This is a genomic window from Scopulibacillus darangshiensis (assembly GCF_004341035.1).
Taxonomy (GTDB): Bacteria; Bacillota; Bacilli; order Bacillales; family Sporolactobacillaceae; genus Scopulibacillus; species Scopulibacillus darangshiensis.
The window spans coordinates 66,210-85,003 of the sequence record NZ_SLXK01000001.1 but is presented as its reverse complement, the minus strand read 5'-3'; the positions used below and the strand labels follow the sequence as shown (position 1 = coordinate 85,003).

At 42.5% G+C, this 18,794-nt stretch carries 16 protein-coding genes and 2 other annotated features; all 16 genes read right to left on the bottom strand.

The features are described 5' to 3' along the window. Positions 1–58 precede the first annotated feature (58 nt). Positions 59–185 (bottom strand) — a sequence feature (ribosomal protein L20 leader region). A 305-nt stretch (positions 186–490) separates the two neighbouring features. Next, positions 491–2,425, bottom strand: a complete 1,935-nt coding sequence (gene thrS, locus EV207_RS00395) for a threonine--tRNA ligase (protein ID WP_132742626.1) — start codon at positions 2,423–2,425, stop codon at positions 491–493. Positions 2,426–2,478: 53 nt separating this feature from the next. Continuing rightward, positions 2,479–2,692: a binding site (T-box leader), on the bottom strand. 77 nt (positions 2,693–2,769) lie between these two features. Continuing rightward, entirely contained in the window at positions 2,770–3,609 is an 840-nt protein-coding gene (ytxC, locus tag EV207_RS00390; protein WP_243646895.1) for a sporulation protein YtxC, read from the bottom strand. 249 nt (positions 3,610–3,858) lie between these two features. After that, positions 3,859–4,803: a primosomal protein DnaI gene (gene dnaI, locus EV207_RS00385; protein WP_132742625.1), complete on the bottom strand. Its 945-nt coding sequence runs from the start codon at positions 4,801–4,803 to the stop codon at positions 3,859–3,861. A 21-nt stretch (positions 4,804–4,824) separates the two neighbouring features. Then, positions 4,825–6,198: a replication initiation and membrane attachment family protein gene (locus EV207_RS00380; protein WP_132742624.1), complete on the bottom strand. Its 1,374-nt coding sequence runs from the start codon at positions 6,196–6,198 to the stop codon at positions 4,825–4,827. A 63-nt stretch (positions 6,199–6,261) separates the two neighbouring features. Next, on the bottom strand, positions 6,262–6,732 hold the full coding sequence (gene nrdR / locus EV207_RS00375) for a transcriptional regulator NrdR (RefSeq protein ID WP_132742623.1): 471 nt from the start codon (positions 6,730–6,732) through the stop codon (positions 6,262–6,264). A 69-nt stretch (positions 6,733–6,801) separates the two neighbouring features. Then, positions 6,802–7,176 carry a cytosolic protein gene (locus EV207_RS00370; protein ID WP_132742622.1) on the bottom strand — a complete coding sequence of 125 codons (375 nt, stop codon included), beginning with the start codon at positions 7,174–7,176 and terminating at the stop codon, positions 6,802–6,804. A gap of 81 nt (positions 7,177–7,257) precedes the next feature. Next, a complete protein-coding gene (gene speD, locus EV207_RS00365; protein WP_132742621.1) occupies positions 7,258–7,644 on the bottom strand; it encodes an adenosylmethionine decarboxylase in 387 nt (128 codons plus the stop codon). Between the two features lie 451 nt (positions 7,645–8,095). Continuing rightward, a complete protein-coding gene (locus EV207_RS00360; RefSeq protein ID WP_132742620.1) occupies positions 8,096–9,133 on the bottom strand; it encodes a glyceraldehyde-3-phosphate dehydrogenase in 1,038 nt (345 codons plus the stop codon). Positions 9,134–9,274: 141 nt separating this feature from the next. Then, positions 9,275–9,874: a dephospho-CoA kinase gene (gene coaE, locus EV207_RS00355; RefSeq protein WP_132742619.1), complete on the bottom strand. Its 600-nt coding sequence runs from the start codon at positions 9,872–9,874 to the stop codon at positions 9,275–9,277. Next, complete coding sequence (mutM, locus tag EV207_RS00350) at positions 9,871–10,710, bottom strand: DNA-formamidopyrimidine glycosylase (protein ID WP_132742618.1); 840 nt, start codon at positions 10,708–10,710, stop codon at positions 9,871–9,873. The genes coaE and mutM overlap by 4 nt, the downstream gene beginning before the upstream one ends. A 15-nt stretch (positions 10,711–10,725) precedes the next feature. Further along, a complete protein-coding gene (gene polA / locus EV207_RS00345) occupies positions 10,726–13,356 on the bottom strand; it encodes a DNA polymerase I (RefSeq protein ID WP_165886788.1) in 2,631 nt (876 codons plus the stop codon). A gap of 15 nt (positions 13,357–13,371) precedes the next feature. Continuing rightward, entirely contained in the window at positions 13,372–15,075 is a 1,704-nt protein-coding gene (gene pnpS / locus EV207_RS00340) for a two-component system histidine kinase PnpS (RefSeq protein ID WP_132742616.1), read from the bottom strand. Then, positions 15,056–15,766: a response regulator transcription factor gene (locus tag EV207_RS00335; RefSeq protein ID WP_132742615.1), complete on the bottom strand. Its 711-nt coding sequence runs from the start codon at positions 15,764–15,766 to the stop codon at positions 15,056–15,058. The genes pnpS and EV207_RS00335 overlap by 20 nt, the downstream gene beginning before the upstream one ends. Positions 15,767–15,894: 128 nt before the next feature. Next, the gene (locus tag EV207_RS00330; RefSeq protein ID WP_132742614.1) at positions 15,895–16,371 is read right to left on the bottom strand and encodes a MaoC/PaaZ C-terminal domain-containing protein; all 477 of its coding nucleotides are present in this window, start codon (positions 16,369–16,371) and stop codon (positions 15,895–15,897) included. A 74-nt stretch (positions 16,372–16,445) separates the two neighbouring features. Continuing rightward, entirely contained in the window at positions 16,446–17,384 is a 939-nt protein-coding gene (gene mdh / locus EV207_RS00325; protein WP_132742613.1) for a malate dehydrogenase, read from the bottom strand. 16 nt (positions 17,385–17,400) lie between these two features. After that, positions 17,401–18,672, bottom strand: a complete 1,272-nt coding sequence (icd, locus tag EV207_RS00320; protein ID WP_279389154.1) for an NADP-dependent isocitrate dehydrogenase — start codon at positions 18,670–18,672, stop codon at positions 17,401–17,403. Between the last annotated feature and the right edge of the window lie 122 nt (positions 18,673–18,794).

The following is an 18,794-nucleotide window of genomic DNA, read 5'->3' as shown; positions in this document are numbered from 1 at the left end:
TGAGCCACCTCCACCATTTTAGGCAAAATTATAATGAAAAGAATGAGCAAAACTCAGGGCAAATTAAAAAGTGTGAGCGCACGACGGCACCCACACTAATGACATTCATTAGATGTATTCCTCATACCAGCCAACAGCCCTAAGGCGTCGATCAGGTGAGAAGCCGGGTGCTTCTGCTTTTGCTCGATATCTTTATTCACTTTTTATAATATAGCATGGTTTGATCCATTAAGCAAGCACTAATGATTTTTTCTGCCATTTGTTCTATACTGCTATTAAAAGCAATCCAACTTTATAAGGGGGGCAATTATCGGTGGCCTAGTGCTGCAAATTTACGATTTAAAAAGGGAACGCAAACGATCAGAAACTTATTTGACTGTTATATCAATAATCTTTTTCAGTTTAGTCATAATAATTTATTCCACTGTTAGTTATTTTCGATAGTTTTTAAGAACCCTGTTGGTCATCGACCAACAGCGTTCTTTTAGCTTCACTTATGATTCTTCACGGCATCTTCAATTTGGCTAACGAAGGCGTCAAGTCCAACGGAATCGGATTTGTTTTCGCCGTAGCGGCGGACGTTGACAGCCTCATTCTCGATCTCTTGGTCGCCGACAACAAGCATGTATGGAATCTTTTGCGTTTGCGCCTCACGAATTTTATAGCCAATTTTTTCATCGCGTTCATCAATCTCGACGCGAATATTGCTGTCGCGAAGTTTTTCAGCAACTTTGTTAGCGTAGTCTTGATGGACACCCGCGACAGGGATCACTTTGGCCTGAATCGGGGCGAGCCAAGTCGGGAAGGCGCCTTTATATTTTTCGATTAAGAAAGCGACAAAGCGTTCCATCGTTGAAACAACACCGCGGTGGATAACAACCGGCCGATGCTCTTTGCCATCTTCACCGATATAGGACAATTCAAAGCGCTCAGGCAAGTGGAAGTCGAGCTGCACTGTTGAAAGTGTTTCATCTTTGCCTAAAGCTGTTTTCACCTGAACATCAAGCTTAGGACCGTAGAAAGCCGCTTCACCCTCAGCTTCAACATAATCTACACCGAGTGTGTCCATCGCATCACGCAGCATGCTTTGCGCCTTTTCCCACATCTCATCCTTATCAACATATTTCTTCTTGTTCTCCGGATCACGATAAGAAAGACGGAAGTAATAGTCATCAATCCCGAAATCCTGATAGACCTTTTGGATCAGCTTAACAACGTTAATAAACTCATCTTTAATTTGATCCGGACGGCAGAAGATATGAGCATCATTCAATGTCATCGAACGGACCCGCTGGAGTCCGGCTAAGGCCCCGGACATTTCATAACGGTACATCGTGCCAAGCTCAGCGACTCTGACCGGCAGCTGGCGATAGCTGTGAAGCTCATGCTTATACACCATCATATGGTGTGGACAGTTCATCGGCCTTAAGACAAGCTCCTCATTATCAAGCTTCATCGTCGGATACATATCCTCCTGATAATGATCCCAGTGTCCGCTTGTCTTATAGAGCTCAACATTGGCTAAATGTGACGTGTAGACGTGCTGATAACCGCGCGCAGTCTCCAAATCAACAATATAACGTTCAATCAAGCGCCGGACAGTCGCCCCTTTTGGCAGCCAGATCGGCAGCCCCTGGCCAATTTCCTGTGAAATCGTAAATAGATCAAGCTGTTTGCCTAATTTCCGGTGATCGCGTTCTTTTCTTTCTTCGAGCTCATGCAGATGCTCGTCTAATTGCTTTTTCTTCGGAAAAGCTGTGCCGTATATTCTTTGCAGCATCTTGTTATCACTGTCACCGCGCCAATAAGCACCCGCAATGCTCAATAGCTTAAAGGATTTGATCTTGCCCGTCGACGGCAGGTGCGGACCGCGGCATAGGTCAAAAAATTCGCCTTGTTCATAAATCGTCAATGTCTCACCCTCAGGAATATCCTCGAGCAACTCAAGTTTGAGATCATCGCCAATTTCTTGATAACGGCCAATCGCTTCACCGCGGGATACAGCTTCACGCTTTATCTCAAAGTTCTGATCAATAATCTTCTGCATTTCCTTCTCAATCTTCTGCAGATCTTCAGGTGTCAGTGAATGCTCCATATCAATATCGTAGTAGAAACCCTCATCAATCACAGGTCCAATTCCCAGCTTTACATCATTAAAGAGACGTTTGATCGCCTGTGCCATAACATGTGTCGTCGTATGGCGAAGTATCTGGGTGCCTTCAGGGTCTTCAAGCTTTAATATTTCGATCGTTCCATCTTCCGTTAATCCTCTTTTTAAATCAACAGGTGCACCATTATATTTACCGGCAACAGCTTGTTTTTTTAAACCAGAGCTGATTGACGCGGCGATGTCCTCTGTTGTGACGCCTGATGGGAATTCCTTCACATTGCCATCAGGAAAAGTAATCTTAATCATGTCAGCCATTTGTCCCACTCCAATTCTAAAAATAAAATAAACTAAAAAACACCCATCCCTGGAAAAGGGACGAGTGTTGATCTCGCGGTTCCACCCTTGTTTCTGCAAGACATGCAGCTCAAGTAAGATAACGGTTATTCACCGTCGGCGGATACTAGTGTTCCCCGCCAAAGTTCAGAGGTGGTAAGCTATTTCTCTCCGTCAGGAAGTTCTCACCTAATCTTCCCTCTCTGATAACGGCTGTAAAATAACCCTTGTCCTCATCATGACTTATAATCGAATATAGTATGTAAGGTATTATAGCCAGTTATCTAAAGAAAATCAAGCCTCTTTTACAAAATCCAACAACTTCCTCATGTTTTATGCAGGTGTGATCCAGCGGTCCAATCCTTTAGTGAAAAACAGACCCGGTCCTCAAAGACATTTTGCAGCGTTTTCATCATACCGTGATCAGGGCGGTCAGTATATACCACAACCTTTTTTGGTGCTAAACTGATTAGGCTCAGTAAAATAGATGGCTCCGCCTCAATGCCCCACTGCTTTAAGATGGGATAAAAAGAGCGGACGGATTGGCTGTTATTGATTGGTTTATGCTTGTCATCATAAAGCTTAAAAGGCTCATCATCTACCACATAGATCGTTTGATGAAGCGGGTGGTATGTCGTAATAATCTGTCTTAACTTTTCAACAAAAGCCAGGTATTCTTGCTGCAGCTTATACTCATCGATGGCAAGCTCCACATATCTTTGCAGGCAAGTCCTGAATCCAGTCAAACGAAAGGTTGTCAGTGATTCAAAAGAAAAGGATGACTGGCCCTCAATGAGATCAAAAATCGCTTCCCTTAACACACCGTGTTTCGAAGGCAAGGCATCAACCCTCGGCAGATCGCTTTTTTCCCCGTCAAAAATAGCGTAGACAATATCTAATATCGCTTCCTGATCATGCTGCTCGCTAAAGTAAAAGTTGCTCTCAATAATATCCAGCAGCCACTTTTCTTCATACATGTTAATAATAAAATCGACGAAAGTGTCCGTTAAGGCCTTTTGGGTTGCAGCCGGCAGCTTTTGACCTTCCGTGCCGATCATCACCATGTCATTGCTTAAATACAGCTCGATCATATCCCCAAACATAGCACCTATACATGTATGTAAAGACACTGCCTCGTGTCTTGACTCAAATGTTACTGAAATCAAACCGATCCCTCCTTCTCTCTTTCCATACACTATATGGGACCAGCTATTAAAACATGTCTTTTTTATAATAAAGAATAAAGAAAACTTGCCGATTGGCGAGCCTTTGGCGAAGACAGAGGCGTAGTTGCGACGCACAGGACGTGCTAGTACTGGCGTTGTAACAGGATGTTACGTCTTTAGCCAGTGCACTTATGTGCGTAAGAAAGTTTATACTTTCTTACCTAAAAAAATGCCAGGGATATGAACAGATTAATCCCCGGCAGTTCTGCGATTTGTTCCTTCAATCGTTACCAATTTCGTATAATGACGGATCCGTTCCATAATCCGCTTTGCTTTCAAACTTTCCGTCCCGCTTTTTTGAGAATAAGACAAGTGCTCTTCAAGCTCATCATAATCATAATTCGACGTATACAATGTCGGCAGTTTCTCCATCATTCGATATTGCAGAATGCTTCCAAGCAGTTCATCGCGGGTCCATGGCGTCATCGTCTCCGCACCAATATCATCTAAAATCAACACCGGCGCTGTCTTAATGTAATCCAGCTTTTCATCAAGTGTATGATCCTGAATCGCCCCTTTAAGCTCCCTAATGAAATCCGGTGTGTACACCATTAATGACGGCACTTGCTTTCTTTCCGCCAAAGCATTCATTAAGGCACCCATAATATAGGTTTTTCCGACACCAAATTTCCCATAAAAGTAAAGGCCATTTGCACTTTCCGGATGGTCAATATAGGCTTTAACAAAATCCCCCGCTGCCTTGAGTGCTCGATACCGTTCAGGGTCCGACTTATCAATCGATTGGAATGTTGCCTGCAGAATGTCTTTTGGTACATAGAAGCTTCTTACAAGTCCCGATTGTTTTTTTCGCTGTTCTTCCGCTCTTTTTAAGGAGCAGGGCTTGAACGTCAGAGCGATGGATTGTTTATCATAAATCAAATCAGGTTGGTAGCCCTTCAGCATATTAGGGCAATTGTTCAAGCCTGGACATTGCTCACAATTATTATGCTCAGTCACATATTGGTAAAGCTTTGGGATACTTTTATAAAAGGTGTCTTCATTCATGTCGGGATGTTTTTTTAAAAAAGACTGGATCCGGGGATCTTTCATCAGGGATTCAGCTAACTTTTGATTGACCGAATCAATCGGCATTCCTTTTGCCAGCTCACGAATGGCGGCTTTTATTGACTCCAAATTGACACCCCCTTTTTAACGTCATAAATTATTTAAATACTCTTCTAACCATTTTTCCTTTTGCACAGCTTCCTCTTTTGATATTTTATTTTCACTGGACTCTTTAGCTTCCGTTTCACCGGTCATCCATTTAGGAAGCTTGTCCTGCCGGCTGTTTTTTCCAGCTTTTGTTCTATGGCCTTTTTTGGTTGCTGACCATTCCTGAGTCTTTTCAAACTCAGACTTGGCAAGGGCCATCGCCTCACGAACCGTTTTTATCTTTTTCCTTGCCCAGTGTCCTGCAAGTTTCTCAACATAAGATTTTATCAGCTTCTGATCATTCGTTACCATAACATAATGGATCAGAACATTAACAACACCCGGATTCAACTTTTGTTCAAAAAGAATTTCTTCAACAAGCCTCAAATCCGGTGCAGCCGGCTCTCCGCCATCTGCCATTTGTTCAAGAATATCATAAGGTGACATTAGCTCGAATTGCTGAATCTGGCGTTCAACATCTGTCTGTGGTGTTTTCCCGGCCATTTCTTGAGCGGATAGCGGCTGCAGACGGCTGCTTAGAGCTGGAAGCTGAACGCCCGCTTCCAAGCGATAATAATTCCGCACTTCCTTCCGCAAGACCTGTATATCAATCTCCCCTGTGTGGATGAATGCCTCTTGGATCACCTTGCTCATATCAAGCGGTGTAAGCTGGTAGACAAAGCTGAGTTTTTCAATTGCTTCTTTTACTTCTACCGTAAAAGCTTCTTTAGATATAATGACACTTGATATATAACGGTACAGCTCATCAAAATCAAAGCTTCTTTTAAGAATCGGCTCCGAACTTTGCTCTCGATCGAGCCAAACGTTGCTTTCTTGAAGCTCTTGATCGTTATTTTTTAATTCTGATGGATGAACGGATTGAAAAATGTCATTAAAATCAACCGTGACGTTTTCAATGTCTTGCTCTGATAACTTATCTTGAATAAAAGACTGTTTTAAACGGTTGTAATCCTGATGGCCGATGCGATTATAAAGATAAATATTCAAGAGGCCATCAGTGAAAAATTGTTTTGGCGTTAAAGGCGGCTGCAGCTCGTAAAACAATACAAGCTGATCCTTCTCTTTTTTCTTAAACGTTTTTAAAAGTCCGATTGCTTCAAGCTTTTTTCTTTCCTGAAGCAGGGTGCTTAATGGGGTATTCGTACTGACCATTAAATGATGGTGTGTCAGTGTCCCGCTTATAAAGAGGCGGTCATCAACCTCATGCCAAAGTGTTGTATATAAACTGCTTGCTCCGGGGCCAATCAAGGGCTGATAAAGACGTGTAATTACTTTTTGATCAAAAAAATGCAAAAGCCCATTCAGTCTGACAACATAACGGTCACCTGGGAGCATGTCCTTCCAGTGGTGTTGCAAAACCTTTCACCTCACAAAAAGGCGGTATGTCATAACAGAGAATAAAGAGCCTATGTCAGCTCTTTATTCGTCAGCTTTATTCGCTTTTTTCAGCAAATCCTTAAGCTCGTGGATAAAAACATTGATATCTTTAAATTGGCGATAGACTGATGCAAATCGAACATATGCCACTTCATCAACCGTCGCCAGCTCATCCATAACAAGCTCGCCGATATCGTGACTTTTCACTTCAGAAATACCGTTACCGCGCAAATTCTTTTCTACATTTCCAACGATCTTCTCAAGTCTTTCTAAGGGTACGGGGCGTTTCTCGCAGGCCTTAATTAAGCCTCGCAATATCTTATCCCGGCTGAAGGCTTCCCTGTCCTCACCTTTCTTGACAACGATCAGAGGGATTTCCTCAACGGTCTCAAATGTTGTGAAGCGATAATGGCATGACTCGCACTCGCGCCTTCTGCGAATTGAGCCGCCTTCGTTTACAGGACGTGAATCCAAAACCTTCGTACCCGTTTTTTTGCAATTTGGACAACGCATAATCCACCTCATCGGGAGTTTACCGTTTTATTTTAGTATAACATTAAGCCATACAGCAATCACTTTCTGTTATTCACTCACAGGAAAAACGTGATCCAATTTTTGATAAAACGCTTCAATCTGTTTCTCGCAATAGTTGAAATTCATCCCTTTTTCCAGGGACAATGAAAAATCGACAGCCGTGTGAAAGGCTCTAACCATTATAATAGTGATTATTAATAGACCGTTTTTTTTACCTGTAAGCTGAACAGATATCTCACCCCGCTCATGTGATTCTGCCACGACTCTCATATCCGCTTCACGTTCTATCATTTGCAGACATTCTTTATATAATTTATCCTTTGTTGTTCTATAATAATGAGTGCGCAGCCGCTGATCATCATGGTGGTCAGCTGTCTCTGAATGATTGTCGAATAACCGACTGATTTTGCTTAACAATGTCACGTGACTCCTCCTAACCTAGGGTGGTGTATATTCTATTATAGTAAAAAAAGGGCTACCCGCGGCACCCCTTTTATTAAATACCTATTTTGTTGTCGTGATTTCCCTGTGCTGAACGCCAACCGGACCCATACCTCTTGGCAGTTCCATTTTCTCGGACACTTCCGAGCCAAGGGCTTCAGCAATATATTCGGCGGCAACATTGGGATCAATGCGATCGCCGCAAGTATATACATCAATGCTGGCATAGCCATGTTCAGGAAAACTGTGGATGGTTAAATGTGATTCAGAAATAATGACCACTCCGCTGACACCCTGAGGCGCAAACTTATGAAAGGCAACTTCCCGTACCTCCGCACCAGCAGCCAATGCCGCATCTACAAAAACTTTCTCGATATAATTCATGTCATTTAATTTGTTGATATCGCATTTCCATAGTTCGGAAATAACGTGTCGTCCCATAGTATCCATATAAAGCCCCCCTAGGAAAAAGTTACATGCTTCATGTTCGCATGCTGGATTGTTCGTGCACCACGGGGGATAGTTAGTCCGATGAGGTCCTAACCCTTTAAGTGCAAACAAACCCTTTAATGTACACTTTTTGTATTAACGAAGAATAGTATACTTGTTTTAATTTGATATTGCAATGTTTTTTTAAGTTAGGCGCGTGAAGCTAGACAAAGCCAATAAAAGAAAAAAGAAGCCCGTGGCGAATGCAGGCTTCCTTTCTTCGGCCTTTTATTTAGTTAATCAGAAAGTATAACTTTCTGACGCACATAAGGGCAACTACACCTCTGTCTTCGCCAAAGGCTCGCCAATCGGCAAGTTTTCTTTAGTTAATCAGAAAGTATAACTTTCTGACGCACATAAGGGCAACTACGCCTCTGTCTTCGCCAAAGGCTTGCCAATCGGCAAGTTTTCTTTACGATACTTTAACGTTTTTTTTATTCGCAATACCTGCCGCGATGAGTTTTGCCAAATCAACGACTCGGCAGGAATAACCCCATTCATTGTCATACCAGGCAAGAACTTTCACTTTGTTCCCATCCATTACCATTGTAGATAACCCATCGACAATCGCTGAATGCTCATCAGTATTGAAATCAATGGAGACAAGCGGCTCATCTGTGTATGCTAAGATGCCATGGTTTGCAGGTGCTTCCGCTGCGGATTGCAGAGCATGATTGATGTCATCAACTGTCACATCTTTCTTGAGCTCAACCACCAGGTCAACAAGGGACACGTTTGGTGTTGGAACACGAAGAGCCATACCATTCAATTTTCCCGTTAATTGCGGCAGCACTTTTGCGATCGCTTTGGCGGCCCCGGTGGATGTTGGGATAATCGACTCCGCGCAAGCCCTTGCTCTTCTTAGATCCTTGTGCGGGTTGTCGATATTCTTTTGATCATTTGTATAGGAATGGATGGTCGTCATCATTCCTGATGCGATGCCAAAAGCTTCATCCAAGACCTTAGCTACAGGTGCAAGACAATTGGTCGTACATGATGCGTTAGAAACAACATGGTGCTGATCTGCATTATATTGGTCATCATTCACACCCATGACAATAGTAATATCTTCATCTTTACCTGGGGCAGTAATCACAACCTTCTTTGCTCCTGCTTCAATATGATACCCGGCTGTCTCGCGGGATTTGAATTTCCCAGTTGCTTCAATAACTAATTCAATATCCAATTCTTTCCACGGGCACTGTTTTGGATCACGTTCATTAACAATTTGTATAATCCGGTTGCTTACCTTTAATGTATTATCATCAACAACATCAACATCACCTTGAAACCGGCCATGGACACTGTCATATTTAATAAGATGGGCTAATGTTTCCGCTGGATAACTAGCATTTATTGCCACTATATTTAATTGAGAATCATTTACAGCTTTTCTGAAGACCATACGGCCAATTCGGCCAAATCCATTGATTGCGACGTTCACAGACATGAACCATCAACCTCCGTAATATGTTATACAATTTGTTGTCTTTACTAAAAATAGTATAACATATACCGAACAAAATGAAAGCGTTTTTACCATTTTTTAAAAATTTGGGCATCCTTAAATGCAAAATGCCCGGTTTTATGGTTATTTCCCTACTCCCCATTGCTTCAAGGCGGCCATAAGCTGCCCCCGTGTATCGCCTACTGATCCGTTATTATTAATGACGGCATCTGCAAGCTGTTTCTTTTCCTCGAGCGGAAGCTGTGATTGAATACGTGCCAGCGCTTCTTTCTCTGTGCTGCCATCACGCAACATTAACCGCTTTAATTGCACATCAGGTGTCACATAGACGAGGAGGACCTTATCTGTCCACCCTGTTAATTTGCTTTCAAATAATAATGGGATGTCGAGGACGATCGCTTCGGTGCCTTCTGACTTATAAGCCGCTATTTTTCCACTCATTTGCTTCCGAATCTGGGGATGGACAATGCTGTTCAGTTTTTTTCTTTTGCTTTCATCCTGAAAAATAATACTTCCTAGCTGCTTGCGATTCAAGGTGCCATCAGCAAATAAAACGTCGCTTCCAAATGTCTCAGCAATCTCATCATAAGCAGGTTCTCCCGGTTCGACGACCTCCCGGGCAATCTGATCAGCATCAATGAGCGGGATATGCTGTTCCTGAATCATCTTAGAGACCGTGCTTTTACCGCTGGCAATGCCGCCGGTTAATCCGATGATTATCACTTTCCATCCCCCCTATTCTGACAAACTGGGCAGAAATGCGTGCCCCTTCCCCCTGCTTTAATTTTTTCAATAGGGGTGCCACAGTTTGGGCAGCTGTCACCCTGACGGCCGTATACATTTAACCTTTGCTGAAACATGCCCATTTCTCCCTGACTGTTAAGATAAGTGCGGATCGTACTGCCCCCAAGCCCCACCGCTTCACGAAGTGTTTCTTGGATACTGGCATAGAGTCTTTCACTGTCAGCCGCTGACAGATGCTTGGCTTTGGTTAAAGGATGCAACCTTGCACAAAATAAAGCTTCATCGACATATATATTGCCTAAACCGACAACAATGGTTTGATCCAAAAGAACTTGTTTGATCGTCCGCTCCGTTTTTTGGCACTTACTATATAAATATTCAGAAGTGAACACGTCGCTTAAGGGTTCTGGACCCAGCTGCCTAAGCGGGCTTGAATTAAATTCTTCCCCCTTGTTAAAAAGGTGCATCGTTCCAAATTTCCTTACGTCCCGATATCTCAGTTCGGTTCCATCTGAAAAACGGAAGATGACATGGGTGTGTTTGTCTATAGGTGTATCCTGTTCCTCAAGCCGGTATTTCCCTTCCATTCTCAAATGAGAGACCAATACATAATCATCAAGGTAAAATAACAGAAATTTGCCCCGGCGCGCGATTGTATCAATGGTTTGGCCTTCCAAAAGCATTTGGAAGGCTTTTATGTCATCAGGACGCTGGATAATATTCGGCCAGCGGACATCAACATGGCCAATGGTTTTGTCGGTGACAAGCTTATTTAATGTTTCTTTGACCGTTTCTACCTCAGGTAATTCAGGCACTGCCATCTTCCTCTCTTACTTTGCATCATACCAGGTTGCGCCATAGGCATAATCGACCTTTAACGGCACATTCAATGATACGGCGTTCTCCATGACTTCAGGTACAATTTTCTTTAACCGATCAATTTCATTTTTTGGCGCTTCAAATATCAGTTCATCGTGGACTTGTAGAAGCATATTGGCTGTTAATTCCTCTTTTTCAAGACGACCTGCCATATTTATCATAGCCTTTTTGATAATATCGGCTGCACTGCCCTGGATAGGTGTATTCATCGCCGTACGTTCAGCAAAGCTTCTGCGATTAAAATTCCTGCTCGTTATTTCAGGCAAATACCTTCTCCGATGAAGCAATGTTGTCACATAGCCGTCATGCTTGGCCTTCTGGACTATATCTTCCATGTATTGTTTTACACCGGGGAAGCTATTCAGATAACGGTCAATAAACTCACCGGCTTCCTTTCTAGTGATGCCAAGATTCTGTGACAGACCGTAATCACTAATCCCGTATACAATACCAAAGTTTACAGCTTTAGCCTGCCGCCTCATCAAATCAGTGACTTCCTCTTCTCCTACTCCAAAGACATCCATTGCGGTTTTTGTATGAATATCCATTTCATTTTCAAAAGCATCAATCAGATTTTTATCCTCAGCAATATGGGCTAATACCCTTAACTCAATCTGTGAGTAATCGGCGGAAAAAATGACCCAATCGTCATTTGCCGGTAAAAAGGCTTTACGGATCTTCTTCCCTTCCTCAAGACGAATCGGGATATTTTGCAAGTTCGGGTCGGTTGAACTAAGCCTGCCGGTTTGGGTTAATGCCTGATTGTATCGGGTATGAATTTTCCCTGTTTCCGGATGGATAACTTTAAGAAGGCCATCGACATAGGTTGAACTGAGTTTGCCTAATTGGCGATAATCCAATATTTTCGAAATGATCTCATGCTTCGGGGCAAGCTTCTCCAATACGTCAGCTGACGTCGAATACCCTGTTTTCGTTTTCTTAATGACTGGCAGTTCAAGCTTTTCGAACAGCACTTCACCAAGCTGTTTTGGGGAATTGATATTAAATGTCACTCCTGCAAGCTCATGAATGTCTCTCTCTATTTCATCAAGCTTCTTATGGATCTCCTTACCCATTTTTTCAAGTGTCTCCCTACTTGTTTTTACTCCCATGACTTCCATGTCAGCAAGTACAAGTGATAAAGGCAATTCTAATTCATAAAAAAGGCTGCTCTGCCTGTTTTCCTCAAGTTCTTTTTTCAAGGAAGGCATTAATTTAAGCAAAGCTTCCGCTTTTCTAATAAGATGATCTGCAAGCTTTTCATCTTCAGGTATCGTACGTTTTGCCCCTTTACCGTAAAAGGCCTCATCTGAGAAAACATAATTAAACTTTTTTCTTTTGGCAATGGCTGAAAGATCATGATTCGATTCAGATGGATCAATTAAATAAGAAGCCATTTGAATGTCAAAGGTCACACCATTTAAATCTATATTCCGCCATTTCAAAGCAACAACATCCCGTTTGCCGTCAAAAACAATCTTTTTTTGGTTTTCATCAGCAAGCCACTTTTTAAATTTGTCGGATCCAAAGGCGGTTTCACTTGGAACGAAATAACGGCCGTTCTCATTGGCAAGGGCAAAACCAAGGATATCTGCGTAGTGGTAGTTATCTTCTAGCACCTCAACAACTAATGCACTAGGAGAAGTTAAGTGCTCTTCCTTTATTTCAGATAGGGATTCAAATTCTAATTTCTCTTCTTTCGTATCCTGATCTATGACCTCTTCAAAGCCCATGCGTTCAAGCAGTGAATGGAATTCAAGCTCTTTAAAAAGGTCAACCATTTGTTCTGTCATCTCTTTTTTGAAAGCAAGGTCATTCAGCGTGACATCCACCGGCGCATCGCAGTCAATGGTAGCCAGCTCCTTACTCATAAAGGCCTGATCTTTATTTTCTGTCAGACGCTCCTTAAGCTTTTTGCCCGAGATATCTTCGAGTGATTCGAAGATTTTTTCCATCGACCCGTATTGTTTGAGTAATTTTATCGCTGTCTTTTCACCGACACCAGGCACCCCAGGGATATTATCTGAGGAATCGCCCATTAGACCTTTAAGATCAATTATTTTTTTTGGTTCAATTTCATAGCGTTCGAAAACTTTCTCGTTATCATAATCATCAACATCGGTAATCCCTTTACGTGTCAATGACACTGTGATGCGGTCATCTACGAGCTGCAAAAGGTCCTTATCACCGGTAACAACCTTCACATCCCAATCCTTTTCTTGAGCCTGTTTTGATAGGGTTCCAATGATATCATCCGCTTCATATTGATCCCGTTCATACCGGCTGATGCCCATGCTGTCAAGTAACTCATGGATAAAAGGCAGTTGCTCTGACAGCTCCGGCGGCGTCTTTTGCCTTGTTCCTTTATATTCCTTATAAGTCTTATGGCGAAATGTCGTCTTTCCCGCATCGAAGGCAACAAGGAGGTGTGTCGGTTTTTCCTCTTCAATGATTTTCATCAGCATGGTTGTAAAACCATAGACAGCGTTCGTATATACACCTTTATCAGTATTCAGCAAAGGAAGGGCAAAAAAAGCGCGATAAGCAATGCCGCTTCCATCAACCAAAATAAGCTTTTTCAAAATGAAACCTCTCCTTTAGGCTATAGGTTTTTTAAACGTTATTTCAAATGTTGTTCCTTCTCCCGGCTTGCTTGCGACATCGATCCGGCCGCCGTGCGCCTCAACAAGATGCTTGACGATCGCCAGCCCAAGGCCAGTACCGCCTAAATTTCTGCTCCTTGCCTTATCAACCCGGTAAAACCGTTCAAAGATTCTTGGGATTTGGTTTGGTTCAATACCGATGCCAGTATCGGAGACAATCAGCTTTACTCCATCTCCCATGTTTTTTATTTCGGTTTGAATTTTGCCGCCTGCCGATGTGTAGGAAATCGCATTTGTAATTAAATTTATCATGATTTGCCGGATCCGCTGCGGGTCACCAAGAGCAATTCCTGCTTCTTTCGTACTATCTGTTAATGTAATACCTTTTTCTCCAGCCTTCTCTGTTAAAACCATGATAGTATCATCCAACAGCTCAGTCATTTGGACATGCTCCCATTTAATTTCAAAGTGTTCCTGCTCTATTTTGGAGAGCTCCAACAGCTCGCTGATCAATGTTTGCAGCCTTTTGCTCTCGCTGAGGATAATATTTAAGAATTTGTCTTGCAGCTCTGGCTCTTCCATTGCACCGTCCAACAGCGTTTCGGTAAACCCGATAACTGATGTGACAGGTGTTTTCAGTTCATGGGAGACATTGGCTACGAAGTCTTTTCTCATTTTTTCAAGCTTTTTCAGTTCAGTTATATCATGGAAGACTACAACAATGCCCCTGAGTCTTTCGTTTTGATCTAAAATAGGTGCACAGGACACATCAAAATGCTTTCTTTCGATGCGGATAGGTAATTTTAATTGTTTGGTTAAAGCCGTCCCGCTTTTAAAAGTTTCGGTGATCAGCAGGGTCACCTCAGAATGAGGTATCACATCCTGATATGTTTGATTCAGCCAATTTTCGGTCGGCGCTTGAAAAGTCTCCCGGTAAGTTTTATTGACTAAGCTAATTCGTCCGTTGCCATCAATAAAAATAAGTCCGCTGCCGATGTTTTCGATCAGTGTTTTCAAGCGATCCTGTTGCGTCAAATAAGACTTAGCTATTTTTTCAAGACTGCGTGCCAGAACATTTAAAGAGTAGTTAAGCCTGCTCACATCACTATCCTCTATGTATTCGGAAGCCCTCTTTTGATAACGGCCTTGTGACAGATCTTCAGCCATGCTTGCCGCCTCGCGAATAGATCGCGAAAACTTTCTTACCAGGCGATCATAAAGCAGCACCAAGAGAATGCCGGCAATAAAGAGGATGACATAGAAAATCAAAAGTCCCTTAACCCTTGGAAGCTCACCTTCCATTTTAATAAAACCAGTCGTCTTTTTTTGCTGAATCATGGGTTCAATGATGGTGAAAGCACCATGGCTATTTTGGTATAATGGCAGTTTTTTTGGCGCCTTTAGCTGATGGGGATGCCGGCGTGTGGAATAGACGGCCTGTCCATCGGTATCGTAGATGGTTAGACTTCCTCCTACATTCTTTACATATCGATTTAGGCTTTTATTACTTTCAGCATCAATATGAAGATGACCTTGTTTCAAAGCTATGGCTTGGATACCCGGCACCCGTTCTTTAAGCACATTTTCATATTGCTTGGAATTGGCGGCCTTGATCGTTTCATTGATGATAAGGATTAATCCTGTCAAGCATAATAATATGACAATCCACCTTATCCATTTATAATGATTTGACATCATTTGCTGGTTCCTCTAGCTTGTATCCAAGCCCGCGCACAGTCTTAATATATTGCGGTTTTCTTGTATCTGCTTCAATTTTTTCCCGCAAATGACTGACATGAACATCAACAATCCTGGTATCGCCCGCAAAATCATAATGCCAGACAGCATTCAATAATTGCTCTCTTGTTAAAACTTTGCCAAGGTGCTGAACTAAATATAACAGCAACTCAAACTCTTTTGGTGTTAAAGTCATTTGTTTCCCTTTGAAAATAGCTTCATAATTCTCAGGAAATACGGTGATGTCCCCAACGCTTAACCGCTGCTGTGCCATAGCATCGGCGTGATGAGATCTTCTTAGTATCGCCTTAACACGTGCAACAACTTCTCTTGGGCTGAAAGGTTTGGTCATATAATCATCCGCACCAAGCTCAAGACCGAGAATTTTATCAAGTTCATCATCCTTCGCCGTAAGCATTAGAATGGGCACCAAGATCCCTTCTTCTCTAAGTTTACGGCAAACATCTATCCCATCCATCTCAGGCAGCATTAAATCCAATACAATCAGATCAAGCCGGTTATCTTTGGTTTTCTGCAGAGCATCGGTTCCGGTTTCGGCTGTTAAAACCTCAAAGCCCGCCTTTTCAAGATTAAAAGACAATAAAGTGACAATGGATGGCTCATCATCCACAACAAGAATCCTATTTGGCAAGTCCCTACCTCCTGATATTCATTGCTTATAATTGTTCGTAACCAAGTTAATCATACTATTTTTTCACCTAATAAAAAAGAAAACTTAGCCGAATGCCAAGTTTTCTCTCTATTTTGAACGACCTCTATCTAAAAATTATCAAATGTTGATGATGTTACAGGTTCCGGGGGATAGGGGGGACTAACTACCAATTGTCCCTTAATAACCATGTCACCCTGATCGTCTTCAGCGGTAACATCGATTGTGACCGTTCGTTCATTCTTGTCAACATCTCGGACGGTTAATAAGAAATGGATTTCCGAGTAATGATGCACAGGCTTTGGAAATTGCAATGTCTGGCTGAGAATGCTGCTTCCCGGCCCTGGCATAATTTTCGACACTGCTCCCGTAACCATGCCTGTCAGCATAATTTGGGGCACAATAGGTTTTTTATATGGTGTAAGAGAGGCATAGTCATGTTGAATAAAAAGCGGGTTATTATCATCAGTCAGACCAAGGAAAAGCAACAAATCCTTATCCTCAATTTTTTCTGATAGTCTCACCTTTTCACCTGGATTAATTTCATCAATCATTCGTCCGAGCTTTCGTTTTTTTCCTAATAGCATGAAGCCCTTGCCTCCCACTAAAGGTTGTTTAAAAAGGATTCGGAGAACCCCCTCCGAATCCTTTTTATCATCTTTTAATTCAACGCGTTCATAACATTTTTGACCGAGTCAACGGATTTAGAAAGGGATTGTTTTTCATCATCTGTTAAATCAAGTTCAATAATCTTTTCCAATCCGTTGCCGCCCAAAACAACTGGCACGCCTAAATATAGATCCTCATAGCCGTATTCACCTTCCAGGTAGGCAATCGCAGGCAGAACGCGGCGCTTATCTTTTACGATCGCTTCAACCATCTGAGTGAGTGACGCAGCAGGTGCATAGTAGGCACTGCCATTCCCTAGAAGACTGACGATTTCACCGCCGCCTTTTCTCGTTCTCTCAACAATGGCATTCAAGCGGTCTTGAGGGATTAACTTTTCCAATGGAATGCCGCCGGCATAGGAATATCTAATAAGCGGAACCATATCATCACCGTGCCCGCCAAGGACGAATCCTGTGACATCTTCAACAGATAGATTCAGCTCCTGAGCAACAAATGTTCTGAACCGTGCAGTATCAAGCACACCTGATTGTCCAATGACACGACTCTTCGGAAATCCGGATTCTTTGAAAGCCGTGTAAGTCATGGCGTCAGCGGGATTAGTCAGAACAACAATGACGCAATTTGGTGAATGCTCCACGACTTGGCGTGTCACATCTTTCATGATTTTGGCATTTGTCGCTACGAGATCATCACGGCTCATACCAGGTTTTCTAGCGATACCAGCTGTTATCACAACGACATCTGAATCTGCGGTGTCTTTATAATCTGATGTACCAATGACGTTAGAATCAAACCCTTGCACCGGACTTGCTTCAAGCATATCAAGAGCCTTGCCCTTTGTAGGGCCCTCCATTTGCGGAATGTCAACAAGCACAACATCACCAAGTTCTTTTTGGGCTAGGAGAAAAGCTGTTGTCGCCCCGGTAAAACCGGCACCGATAACGGAAACCTTTTTACGCTTGATCGCCATATTTAGGACCCCCAAATTACATATTTTTAATTAATTGATCACCAAATTCAGAGCACTTCACTTCAGTTGCACCGTCCATAAGACGCGCAAAATCGTATGTTACTACTTTACTTGCAATTGTTTTTTCCATTGAATTCATAACAAGCTTGGCGGCCTCATTCCAATTAAGGTGTTCAAGCATGAGGACACCTGAAAGGATCACTGATGATGGATTAACTTTATCCAAACCAGTATATTTTGGCGCAGTACCGTGAGTTGCTTCAAAAATGGCATGGCCCGTTTCATAGTTAATATTCGCCCCAGGAGCAATGCCAATACCGCCGACTTGAGCTGCCAAAGCATCGGAAATGTAGTCGCCATTAAGGTTCATTGTCGCAACAACATCGAATTCAGCCGGACGTGTTAAGATTTGTTGTAGGAAAATGTCAGCAATTGAATCTTTAACGATGATTTTTCCGGCTGCTACTGCGTCTGCTTGCGCTTTATTCGCTGCATCTTTGCCATCATTTTCAGCAATACGGTCATATTGAGCCCATGTAAATACTTTTTCACCGAATTCCTGTTCAGCTAGTTCATAACCCCAGTTCTTAAAAGCACCTTCTGTAAATTTCATAATGTTGCCTTTATGAACGAGTGTCACGCTTTTGCGGCCTTCATTGATTGCATATTGAATTGCCGCACGAACCAGACGTTTCGTTCCTTCTGAAGAAACCGGTTTAATACCGATTCCAGATGTTTCAGGGAAACGGATTTTGTTAACGCCCATTTCATCTTGTAAGAAACTAATCAATTTCTTCACTTCATCTGATCCACTCGCATATTCAATCCCGGCATAAATATCTTCCGTATTTTCACGGAAAATGACCATATCCGTATCTTCAGGACGTTTTACAGGTGAAGGAACACCTTGGAAATAACGGACAGGACGTAAACATGTAAACAAATCTAATTCTTGACGAAGGGCAACGTTCAATGAACGAATACCGCCGCCAACTGGTGTTGTTAAGGGTCCCTTAATGGCAATTATGTAATCACGGATTACATCTAATGTTTCAGCAGGAAGCCATTCACCTGTTTGATTAAAGGCTTTTTCACCTGCAAGAACTTCTTTCCAAGCAATTTTCTTTTCACCATTATAAGCTTTCTCTACGGCTGCTTCCAGAACTCTTGAAGCGGCAGCCCAAATATCGGGACCGATACCGTCACCTTCGATATAAGGAATGATTGGATTGTTTGGTACATTCAAATGACCATCTTGTACTGTAATGCGTTCTCCGTTTGCCAAAATGCATACCTCCTGGTTGACTTTAAAGTCTCATCATCATTATAACAGGTCGGGGAGTTCCCCACCTGTTATGATGCTGCTTTTATTTTAACAAAATTCACCCCATAATGGGCAATTATTCATAT